This window comes from Flavobacterium sp. (assembly GCF_031423415.1).
Lineage (GTDB): Bacteria > Bacteroidota > Bacteroidia > Flavobacteriales > Flavobacteriaceae > Flavobacterium.
Genome location: NZ_JANPFL010000117.1, coordinates 32,856 through 44,564 on the forward strand (window position 1 = coordinate 32,856; position 11,709 = coordinate 44,564).

12 protein-coding genes are annotated in these 11,709 nt (G+C 33.1%); all 12 read right to left on the reverse strand.

What is annotated here, in order from left to right:
• The 12 genes from RMO83_RS10100 to pseB all read right to left on the reverse strand — a co-directional run bounded on the left by RMO83_RS10100 (position 1) and on the right by pseB (position 11,234).
• On the reverse strand, positions 1–684 hold the full coding sequence (locus tag RMO83_RS10100) for a PIG-L family deacetylase (protein ID WP_310559559.1): 684 nt from the start codon (positions 682–684) through the stop codon (positions 1–3).
• A gap of 7 nt (positions 685–691) precedes the next feature.
• Positions 692–1,372 (reverse strand): formyltransferase family protein, encoded by a 681-nt coding sequence (locus RMO83_RS10105; protein WP_310559560.1) that lies wholly within the window; start codon positions 1,370–1,372, stop codon positions 692–694.
• Between the two features lie 13 nt (positions 1,373–1,385).
• Positions 1,386–2,333 carry an ATP-grasp domain-containing protein gene (locus RMO83_RS10110; protein WP_310559561.1) on the reverse strand — a complete coding sequence of 316 codons (948 nt, stop codon included), beginning with the start codon at positions 2,331–2,333 and terminating at the stop codon, positions 1,386–1,388.
• Between the two features lie 84 nt (positions 2,334–2,417).
• The gene (locus tag RMO83_RS10115; protein WP_310559562.1) at positions 2,418–3,113 is read right to left on the reverse strand and encodes a metallophosphoesterase family protein; all 696 of its coding nucleotides are present in this window, start codon (positions 3,111–3,113) and stop codon (positions 2,418–2,420) included.
• The gene (locus RMO83_RS10120; RefSeq protein ID WP_310559563.1) at positions 3,110–3,793 is read right to left on the reverse strand and encodes an SDR family NAD(P)-dependent oxidoreductase; all 684 of its coding nucleotides are present in this window, start codon (positions 3,791–3,793) and stop codon (positions 3,110–3,112) included. Before RMO83_RS10120 ends, RMO83_RS10115 begins: the two co-directional genes overlap by 4 nt.
• Positions 3,794–3,847: 54 nt before the next feature.
• Entirely contained in the window at positions 3,848–4,405 is a 558-nt protein-coding gene (locus tag RMO83_RS10125) for a GNAT family N-acetyltransferase (RefSeq protein ID WP_310559564.1), read from the reverse strand.
• An 8-nt stretch (positions 4,406–4,413) separates the two neighbouring features.
• Entirely contained in the window at positions 4,414–5,721 is a 1,308-nt protein-coding gene (locus tag RMO83_RS10130) for an aminotransferase class III-fold pyridoxal phosphate-dependent enzyme (protein ID WP_310559565.1), read from the reverse strand.
• 2 nt (positions 5,722–5,723) lie between these two features.
• Positions 5,724–6,482, reverse strand: a complete 759-nt coding sequence (locus RMO83_RS10135; RefSeq protein WP_310559566.1) for a glycosyltransferase family protein — start codon at positions 6,480–6,482, stop codon at positions 5,724–5,726.
• Between the two features lie 13 nt (positions 6,483–6,495).
• Positions 6,496–7,578, reverse strand: coding sequence for a class I SAM-dependent methyltransferase (locus RMO83_RS10140; RefSeq protein ID WP_310559567.1), 1,083 nt, complete (start codon positions 7,576–7,578; stop codon positions 6,496–6,498).
• 101 nt (positions 7,579–7,679) lie between these two features.
• Positions 7,680–9,071: an aldo/keto reductase gene (locus tag RMO83_RS10145; RefSeq protein WP_310559568.1), complete on the reverse strand. Its 1,392-nt coding sequence runs from the start codon at positions 9,069–9,071 to the stop codon at positions 7,680–7,682.
• Between the two features lies 1 nt (position 9,072).
• Entirely contained in the window at positions 9,073–10,224 is a 1,152-nt protein-coding gene (pseC, locus tag RMO83_RS10150) for a UDP-4-amino-4,6-dideoxy-N-acetyl-beta-L-altrosamine transaminase (RefSeq protein WP_310559569.1), read from the reverse strand.
• Positions 10,224–11,234: a UDP-N-acetylglucosamine 4,6-dehydratase (inverting) gene (gene pseB / locus RMO83_RS10155; RefSeq protein ID WP_310559570.1), complete on the reverse strand. Its 1,011-nt coding sequence runs from the start codon at positions 11,232–11,234 to the stop codon at positions 10,224–10,226. Before pseB ends, pseC begins: the two co-directional genes overlap by 1 nt.
• Positions 11,235–11,709: the final 475 nt, after the last annotated feature.

Here is an 11,709-nt window from a genome sequence, read left to right on the forward strand (position 1 = left end):
TTAATTATTTATTGATCTTACGATACAGAAAGCTTCAGCAAAATTTGTTCCTACGACTATGCCCCATCTTTGAGCTTGAATTTTTAGCGCCTCTGGTGAACGGGGATGCGGATATTTACGGCGTTCAAATTCATAACTCTCCATTCCTTTTATTTTAGCATCAATATCAGCTTCAGATAAACTAAAAAATAAGTTTGGTAAAAAATGTCTAGGATCGGTTGGTGATCTCCACTCAGTACCTGAAGGAGTTTCAAAAGTGATTATAGTTTTTACTTTTTCCTCTTCCATAGGTCTGCAAGCTGTGATAATTGACTCAAAAGTTCTTTGGTGATCAATATTCACATCACCACCGTGATGGGTAAAAATCACATCGGGTTCAAATTGTTTCTTTTCTTTTTCAACTACTTTCACAATATCTAATAATGCTACGGAATCAAATCGATTGTCAGGAAAATCATAAATACTCGTGCTATGATACCCTATAGCCAACTGTGCATTTTTTATATTTTCTCTGTGAATTGCCAATTCATTTTCCCAAACTTTAACATCTCTGGTATCTGAACGTGAGGTTATTCCTTCTCCAAGTATTACAACATGAGTTGTTACATTGCACTCCTTTATTAGTTTGTGTAGCGTTGCTCCTAACCCTAATAATTCATCATCAGGATGGGCAACTACTATCATTATTCGTTTATTTCTTAAAGATTCTAACATTAGCATTTATTGTTTTAGTATTGGAATCAAAATTAGCATCAGTAAATTCTATTTTAAAAAAGGAGGTTTCAATGAATGCGTGAGGATATCCCTCACAATCCAACATTCTTATATAATCATAAACCTTTTCTATATCTGATAAATTCATCAAATTACTTTCTTCTGGTTTTCTTCTCTTAAACTCCGTTACTTCTCCGACCTGAGGAACGGGTTTAATATCGCCGGTAATTATTTCAGAAATCATTTTTTCTACAATTATTGAAGAGTTCTCAAATATTTCTCGCGCCGATCCACTTAGACTCATTTCTTTTTTTAAATAAACATCGCCGGTATCAATACCTTTTTCAACTTTAATCGCCGATATTTTTGTTGTTTTGAACCCTTTTTCAATTAAATTTTGCAAAGGACTTCCGCCTCTGCCAAAAGGCAAATCTGTCATGTGAAAAACAATACATTCAAAATTTTCATAAATTTCACTTGGAATAATATAAGACCAATGCGGAATAAAAATTTTTGATGGATTAAATTCTGTTAATGACTTTAAGTTAAAATTTTCCTTTGTATCGATTAACGACCAATTGCCTTCGATACTGTTTTTTAAATTGTCAAAGAGATTTTTATGCCATACTTTTTCAGATAAGATTATGTATTTACCCATAAACTATATTTATTTATTCTATGTACTCATTAAATCCCTTATATAATTTTTTTCCGACAGAAGATTCCCGGTAATCCGAAATTGGAATACCCAATACGTCCTCAATAGACCACTCAACGTCTTTGAAATCAAATAAATGTCTGAATCGAACCGTGCTCGAAAATCGTGGATTTATTTCAAAAACTACGGGGCCTTTTGATGTAAGTCTCAATTGAACATTAATACTTCCAATTAAATTTAATTTTTCAGCCACATTCTGAAGCAATTGACTGATTTCTTGATTTTCTATCACTTCACCATAACCTGTAAAACTACCCATTAATTCTCTTTTCAAAATAATAGACCGAATGATACCGCTTCTACTTCTAAAAACACCACAGGTAAATTCACCCTTGTCACCCTCCAAAAATTCCTGAACGATAAAATCAGAATTGCCTTTTTTTAAAGCAATAAAAGTATCGTTGTCCCTAACTATACTTACAGTGGAACTTCCTGAACCCGTTCTTGATTTCATTATCACGGGAAATTTTTCAACAGAATCAATATTAGCAACAGTTTGTGTAATTGGAAACGGAAGGTTTTCCTTTTTTAGAAAATCAGCGGTTTTCAATTTATCAAAGCCAACTTCTAAAGCTACGCTTGAAGCCATTATCAATTCGGAATTACCTATTTTATTTATATTTTCTTTTGATAAAAATCGTAATTCGGGTTCTGAAACGGGAATAATAAAATCAATATTCTTTTCTTCTACTATTTTTTCTAAATTACTGATATAGTTCGAGTCTTTGCAAGGCAATCCCAAGAAGAAATTGGTATAAATAAATTTAGCTGCATTTTTATCTGAAATATCACAACCGTATAAATTATTTATTAGGTTATACTCATTCAATATTTTTCCAATACTCTGCCCTATATCGCCACCACAACCCGTTACCAAAACATTTATTTTTTCTTTTATCATATAACTATTAATAAAATTTATTTTTTGCGTGTTTCAATTTCAAATTAAAAAAGAACCTGAAATTGATATAAAAAAAACACTTTTCTATCGTTGCAAAATTCTGGAGGAATACCCTATTTTCGTTTCAAATAATTGTATTTCTTCTAATAATTCAGCAGTATCGTAAGCCGTTGTTTTCATTTCAAAACTTTTATCGGCGGTATTAATAACACACCAATACGCTTGCCCACCTTTTTGTCTTGACTGCCCGACAGAGCCACAATTTATCAAAATGCTGTTTTCACATTGATGTGAAAATGCATAATGTGAATGTCCAATTAGCACAAAATCATGGACTACAGAATTGCATTTTTCTAATTTTTCAAGTGTAGCATCTGGATAAATATATTCATCAATACTCGATGGACTACCGTGATTCATTTGAAAAGAAACTCCGTCAATCAGAATTGATTTTTGCGTTGGCAAAGAAAACAACCATTCTTGGGTTTTGTCATCTAGGTTTTTCAAGGCTTGTTCATGTCCACATCCATATTTCCCTTTCAAAACTTCTGAATCTATCTTTTTTTCTGTTAAATCCTGAAGTAAAACTTCGTGATTCCCCTTTATAATTTCATAATTCCATTCCGAAAGCATCTTCAAAACCAATTCAGGATGATAATAATACCCTACAATGTCTCCTAAAACCAATAATTTTTCTATTCCTTCTTGTTTAGCTACGTTTAAAACAGCTTCTAAAGCGTAATGATTTCCGTGAATATCTGAAATTACACCGACCTTCATTCGTAATAGTTTATTGTATGAAATATTTTTAGTGCAGCATCTTCAGGTTGCATGAGTTTATCATCGTCTTTTAGTGCCTTAAAATAATCTTGTTTTGGAAAAATATTTTTTCTAATTTGAACTTGCATTCCGGTGTCTAATACTCCTGGATCTATGGTGTAAAATGTAAAATTGTTAGCTGCATTTTCTTCCGCTAAAACCTTATAAATCTGATTCATATAGGCCTTTGAAGCGCCATACAACGACCAATGGGGAATTGGATTATTCGCCGCTCCAGAAGATATATTCACTAATACAGTTTCGTGCGTTGAAAATCGGCTCATAAGAGCATTTATCAAATTAACGGGATATTGCACATTTACTTTGATAGAAGTTGCTATATCCAAATCCTTAAAACTGCCCATTTTTGCTATTGGTAGAATAATACTAGCATTATTAAAAAAATACAAAACAGTATCAGGAAGAATGCTGCTTTCTACCTGTTCAAGGAAAGCATTTGAAAACGGTTCTGATAAATCGGTTTTAAAAAACAATAATCTAGTACTGCTTATGCCTTCGTGATGCTCGTGTAGCGAACGCGAAAGAGAAACGATGAGCGTATTGTCATCTTTCAAAGCAAGATCAACAAGGGCTTTTCCAAGTCCTCTGTTGGCACCAGTGATAATAATTATTTTATTCATGTAAGTATTTTGTTCTTTCCAATTAAAAAAACTTTAAAAAACTACTATTTTTGATTATTCTCCAATAAATTTAGAATGAATAATAACATCTATGAATGCTCCATTAAAAAGGCATTCTTGCTGCAACACCGCTTCTTGTGCAAAACCGGAATTCTCAAGAACTGAATATAATTTTGGTCTCAAATCAAAAGCATAGGTTGTTATTTTATGCAATTTCAAATCTTCAAAAGCGACTTGTTCGATCAACTTCAAAAATATTCCCCAATGTTTTTGAAAAGCCTCTTTTTCCAAAGCAGTATTCATAACGAATGAAATTTCAGCATTCTTATCAATCCAATTGATGTGAACCAAACCGCCGTACCCTATGCATATCTCATTTTCTAAATAAGAAAAGAGAATTTGTTTTGGCTGTGTCTGATTAAAAAGTTCATTTACAACATCGTTAAAATAGTTTTCCTGATCCTCAACCGTAAGTGCCTTATTTTGCCTTAAATGATAAATTTGTTCGTTGCGCCATTTCATGATGTCAAACCGATCTTCATACCGAATGGGAACTATTTTATAATTCTCATATTCGAAAGCTTGATGGTTTAAAACAACATACTTTTTCATTACTTTATTTAATTCAATCGATTGAAACCTCCGTGACAAATAGGTCCTTCTAATAAATCGTGTATTTTAAATTCCTCTGATTCGCATTTGTAAATCACGGCGAAAATACCATCTAGTGCTTCAAAATAAGAATTCAAATGTTCCTCTTTGTGTTCCGTACAAGCATAAAAATGAGTACTTGCCAAAAATCCTTTTTTCAACATTTCTTGCGTTACATAGGTTTTATAGGCTAGTGCATTTTTACTATTAAAACCATACGTGCTCAAAGATGGAATTCCTGCAATAGTAATAGAAAGATTATGGCTATCTGCCAATTTTTGCCATCCTTGTCGCATTTTATTTCCAGCTGCGGTAATGATCTCCCAAGATTTCATTTTTTCCATCACGCCTAAAGTGGTCAAAGCCGCAGTAGGTCCTATTCGTTCTGTCCAAAAGGTACTGCTTATAAAGGTGGTTTGAGCTGCTTCCATAACCGACTTTCTTCCAACTACAGCCGTCAAGGCATACCCATTTCCTATTGTTTTTCCGAACATCGTAATATCGGGTTCAACACCAAATTTTTTAAAAATACCACCAAAAGTTTCTCTAAAACCTGAGGTACATTCATCAAAAACCAATACAATGTTTTTTTGTGTCGCTAAGTCTCTTACTTTTTGTAAAAAATTATCTTCAGGTCCAAAATTTCTCAACACTTCCATTTTAATAACCCCAATATCATTATTTTCTACAATAGATACTAATTCTTCATAGTTATTATAATGAAAAGGAAATACGGTGTTTTTAAGATTTTTAGGAACCCCCAATGGACTTAATCCAGGAATTAAATGTCCCGACAAATCATCGCTGCCATTATGATTTGCAGATAAATACCAGTCGTGCCAGCCATGATAACCACATATAGCAACTTGATCTTTTCCAGAGGCTGCACGAGCAATGCGTATAGCAATTGAATTGGCTTCACCACCACTACGGGCAAAACGAACCATATCTGCCCACGGATTCATTTCCATTAACTTTTCAGCCAAATAAACTTCCTCGGGACAGTTTAAAGTGCTCATATTACCCTTCTTTACGGTTTCAATTACTGCGGCATCCACTTCATCATTTCCATATCCCAGTGAATTTGTTCCAATCCCCATTATAGACATATCGGTAAATTCTTTTCCATCCAAATCCCAAACTTTACATCCTTTAGCTTTTGAAAAATAAGAAGGCCAAAGATCTGGTAAAAACATTTCTGGTCTTTTAGAGAGTAACATAGTTCCACCCGGAATTAATGTTTTTGCTTTTTTATATAATTCTTGTCCTTTCCCCATGATTAGTCATTTTTTAAAGACTTTAAAAGCCCTTCGTTTCTAATTATTGCATCGTTTATTTTAATTAAATCTTGCTCTACAATATAATTCACATATTCCATCCAAGTTTTATCAGTTCCCAGATTATTGATCAAAATTTCTATTAATTCAAAATCATTGCTTTCATCAACAGTCATCCTAATTTTAGAAAAATCTGATTCACACGGATAGTTAATTGCAGTGAATAAATTCCCTCCTTTGAAATCGGAATTATTTCTTATAAAAGGAGTAACATGCTCGCGTTCTGATGCCAATTTGGCGTTTTTCCATGCATTTTCTAATGCCGAAAATTTAAAAACTTCTACATCTTGACCATCAGGATAATGTTCAATGAGTCCATTTGACCCATAATCTTTATCATTTTTCTGAACAAAATCAATCACTTTGTCAACCAAAACTGCATCAATAAGAGGGCAATCCGAAGTTACTCTAACGATCCAATCGGCATCTTTAAATCGTACCGCTTGATAAAACCGGTCTAAAACATCCGATTCAGAACCTCTCGATGCACTATTGCCCCATTCGATTGCTTTATCAAAAATTATAGTGTCCGCATCAGCGTTTGTCGTTGCTACAATTATTTCAGAAACTTTTGTGCACTTTTTTAACCGTTCTAAATGAATTTGAAGTAAAGATGTACCTCCAATTTCTTTTAAAACTTTGCCAGGTAATCTAGTGCTTCCTGTTCGTGCTTGAGTAATTAAAATTGTTTTTAAAGCCATAATAAAGCGACTCTTATATTTTTTGACATAACACCCATACTATTGGTGCTACTAAATCGACATGCTCCGCTGTTGGATGAATATTTTTACATTGGTTAAGCATCTCATTTGTTAAGTTCGCTTGATCATTCTCATCGTACCAAGGTATTATACTCAAAGGGCGTAGTCCATTTTGTTCCATGCAATCGTTAAGGTGTGAAAGTGTCATTCTATTGAGGTTATTTCTAAAGAAACTAAGTGACACGTCTTTCTCATCGGGTCTTAATTCGTCATAATATCTCTCAAAATCTTTATCTTCTAATCGAGCATGACCCCAAGGAAAGTCTAAAGTACAAAGGCTGTGTCCGCCATCTATAGAGAAAAAAGGATTGTACTCGTGAAAAGCAAAACCACCTTTTTTTAGCACTCGAGACATTTGTTTAAAAGCTTCATTGGGATTTGTAATGTGTTCCAATACTTCCCAACTTACAATCACATCTACAGATTCTGAAGCCACAGTAGAAGTACAAATATCATCCTCTATAAAACTTACACTTGCCGCTGCCTGTGGTTTAATTAAATTGGAATAGGCATCTCGAGTTTGTTTTAGCTCAACGTTTTTAGATGCAATAGCTTCTTTTGAAACTACTCCACCAGGAGATTGATTGATGTAATACGCTGCCATATCTGTTGCCAATACGCGTTTAGCACCAAATTCAGCAAAAGCATAAGCGGAGGAACCGTCATAAGCACCAATTTCTAATATTTCTTTACCAACAAATGACAAAGATTGGGTTTGCAGAAAATTTTCAATACGTGTTAATGCGCTTTTCTGGTTGGCCATCTTTTGTTGCATTGTCGCTATTGGTGGTGCAACAATAGCAGTATCTACTGGATTTACCATAGAACGCCACATAGGTTTTATTCTGTCACGCAATCCTGAAAGGAGTTCGATGCGATTGCCATGTGAGTCATTGAATACACCAAAAACGACATCCGATTTAATTTGATATTTTTTTTGAGGCTCTTTTTGAAGTTCAAAAATTGTACAAATCATTTTAGTTAACCCCGTTCTATTGCCTATTGCATTTATAATTTTACGTCCTGTATATTTCATATTTTACTTTTATTATTTGTGGTTTTTTGTGTTTTAATCTCAAATGTTAAAAAAATATTCTAGAAATTCTTTTGTTTTGAAGAAATACTAAAGCATCATTGTTACCATAATGAAGGGTTTAATAAATCTATATCATCAACTTTTATAGTATTAATTTTAGCAATTGTTTCAGTATCAATCTTTGAAATAAGTGCATTGAAATTCTCCATCAATTGCTTTACAGAATCTACACCAATAAGTACATTGTCTATATTCTTTTGCTGTAAACAATAACTTAATGACAAATTCGACATGGATATACCAGCTTCTTTCGCAATAATATTAAGTGAACTCAGTTCATTTTTTAGGTTCTGAACTGTGCTATTTGAATCTGAAACATCTTTAAAAAACAAGCCTTGAAGAAATGCCGATCTGGTATGAATAATTTTGCCTTTCGCTTTTAATTTTGTCATCAAATCACCTCTTAAAGATTCATTGTCCAATAAATTAAAGGGCATTTGGACGACCGTAATGGAATCGTCTAACAACAAAGCCTCTAGGTGCTCATTAGTATAAATTGAAACCCCAATATTTTTAATTACCCCTTCTTTTTTTAGTGTTTTTAAACCTTCAAAAATACCTTGATTGTTTTTATAGGAATCAAAAGAATGAAACATTAAAACTTCCAAAAAATCGACTTGCAAGTCAGAAATATAGGTTTTAATTTTATTCTTAATATTTTCAACAATAGAACCGTGTGGTATTTTTGTAATAATATTAAATTTTACAGTGGGATTTAATATATGGAAATTTCCTATAACTTGATGCGCATTTCCATAACCTTCAGCGGTATCCAATGTTTGAATTCCAAACTCATATGCTTTGGCTAAAATAGCACAACTGTTTTCAAAAGAAACTTGACCCAATGCGTTATTTATTCCATAGGCCAAACCCATTTGTACAGTGCCAAGAATCAATTTGTTTTTAAGCTTGGTGTTTTTAATAACCATCCGAATCACATTTCGCAACGTATTAGTGCTCGAGACTTGATTTAACCTTACCTCTTCAATCTCAAATCCTAATTTTTTGTAAAGTTCAAGAGCTTTGGTATTATCCTGAATCAATCCTAAAGTAATTTGCGACAGTTTATGTTTTTCGAAACAATACTTAATAATAGTTTGAGAAGCTTCTTTAGCAAATCCATTGCCCCAAGCCGTTTTATCTCCAATCATTATTCCATATTCGCCAGAATTATTTTCAGGATTTATGGGGTCAATTTTAATGTTTCCTATGTGTTTACCAGTTTCCTTAATGCTGATTGCCCAGAATAGAATATCTTTCTTGTCTTGTTCTTCGATAAAGGATTTCAACATTTGCATGGTGTAATTGCCGCCACTTTCTAAATATCGAAAAACTTCAGGATCATTCATCCAATCCAAATAACCTTGAGTTAAATGTTCACTAGAAACTCTTTTATAAAAAAGCCTTTCGGATTGTAAATTTTCAGCTTTCATATTATGGTAAAAAAAAATCTAGAACTTTTTCAATTACAAAATCTTGTTCCTCATCAGTCAAAGTAGGAAACATCGGCAAACTAATACATTTTAAATAATAATCTTCGGCATTTTTTAAATTAGCGTCTTGGTATCCTATAGTTGCATAATAGGGTAATTGGTGAACCGGGATATAATGTATTTGGGCATAAATTTTATTTTGATGCAAATAATCATACAATCCCTTTCTGTTTTCTACTTCAATCACAAATAGATGATGGGCATTCAAATGATTCTCTGGTAAAGACTGATATTTTAGTTTACCTTCAAAAGCTTTTTTATATGCAATTGCAATTATGTTTCTTCTGGAAACACCTTTTTCATTTCGTGCCAATTGGGTAATCCCTAGTGCTGCTTGAAAATCGGTAAGTCTGTAATTGAATCCGAGAGTTTGCATTTCATAAAACCAACCTCCTTGATTTTCAGTCATATTCTCTTTCGTAATACCATGAGAACGCAATAACAATAATTTTTTATAAACAGTCTCAGAATTGGTGGTAACCATTCCTCCTTCTCCGCAAGCGATATGCTTTACAGGATGAAACGAAAAAACAGCGGCATCAGCGTAATTGCCATTACCACAACGTTGCACATCACCTTTAGAATCTACAAAATGACCACCTGGAGCGTGACAAGAGTCTTCTAAAAGCCACAATCCGTGTTCATTTGCTAACTCTCTAAAGGCTTCCAAATTAATAGGAAGTCCAGCAAAATCGACTGGAATTATACCTTTAAAAAAACCTTTTGGTTTGCTTTCGATTAATTTTCTGGTTTCTCCTAACGACAATAAATAGGTGTCTCGGTCAATATCCGAAAACCAGACTTCACCACCTACAAAACGAACACAATTCGCAGAAGCGGCAAAAGTAATAGGCGTTGTGATGACTCTGTCTCCCTTTTTTAATCCCATTGCCAACACAGCTATATGAAGACCAGCTGTTGCATTGTTGACAGCAACCGCAAATGTAGAACCAACATAAGCGGCAAAAGCCTCTTCGAATTCTTTGATTTTAGGTCCTTGTGTTAAATAATCAGACTGTAATGTTTCAATTACCGCTTGAAGATCTTCTTGGGTGATGTCCTGACGACCATAAGGAATAACTTTCTTTGTCATTATATTTCAAAAGTTGAATCTACGTGTTCTTTAATTAATTTTCTCAAACTCTCTACATCTTCCCATTCAGTGTTGGTACCTGAATTATAATTAAAACCTTGTTCTACTGGAACTGCATTAAAATGTTTTTTGTACTCCGTAAGATTAAAATGAGGAACAGAGGGTAAAATGGTGTAATACTTCCCTAAATCGTATGTGTTATAAGAATCAGACGAAGTAATCATTTCCTCATGAATTTTCTCTCCTGGACGAATACCAATGATATCGATTGCGCATTCTGGTGCAATTGCTTTTGCAACATCAGTAATTTTATAAGAAGGTATTTTTGGAATAAATACTTCGCCTCCCCATGCATTTTCAATAGCATGCATCACCATATCAACACCTCCTTGCAGAGAAATATTAAATCGAGTCATTGTGGCATCAGTGATGGGTAATTTACCTTCCTTCTTTTTGTCTATAAAAAATGGAATTACCGAACCATTAGAACCCATAACATTTCCATATCGTACTATGGAGAACTTAATAGGATTGGTTCCTTTAATATTATTGGCGGCTACAAACAATTTATCTGAAGTTAATTTTGTCGCGCCATATAAATTGATTGGGGCACAAGCTTTATCTGTTGAAAGTGCTACTACATTTTGAACTCCAGTTTGCAATGCGGCATGAATTACATTTTGAGCCCCTCCAATATTAGTTTTTATGCACTCATCTGGATTGTATTCAGCTAAGTGAACATGTTTCATTGCAGCAGCGTGAATAATAACATCTACACCATTAAATGCTCTTACTAATCTTTCCTGATCTCTTACATCTCCTAAAAAAAACCGAATCTGAGGATACTTTGTAACGGGAAACTCTTGCGCCATCTGAAACTGTTTTTGCTCATCTCTTGAAAAAATGATGAGTTTTTTAACTCCAGGGTAGGTTTTAAAAATATGATGAGTTAAGGCTTTGCCGAGAGAACCTGTCCCTCCAGTTATTAATACTAATTTATTATTTAACAACTTTTCTTTTTTTTAATATTATTATTATTGAGCATATTATGTACAATTATATTTGTCAAATTTAAGTACTATTATTTAGATTAGTGTAAAGTGAGATATGCAAAAACTATACGAATATATGTTTTTGATACAATACCTACCTCTGGTTGAATGATTATCAAGTATAAAACCGAAATTGATGGTAATAAATATTATACAAATGAGGTAATAATCAAATCAATTACAGAAGATTGTTGTAGTAATGTATGGGTGAATTTAAATAAAAAAAACATTTAAAACAACAATTATGCGAATTAAACATTATTACTATAAAAAAAATACTAAAAAAATAAACATTAATTAGTCAACCCTTAAAAAGAGCTATTTTTAATTTCCACAAAAATAGGAATATTATTTTCAGGATAGAAGTTGAACAAATAATTAAGCCAAAAAACAATTTGTTCCTTGATTTGGTTGAATCGGAGCTTAAAATTGT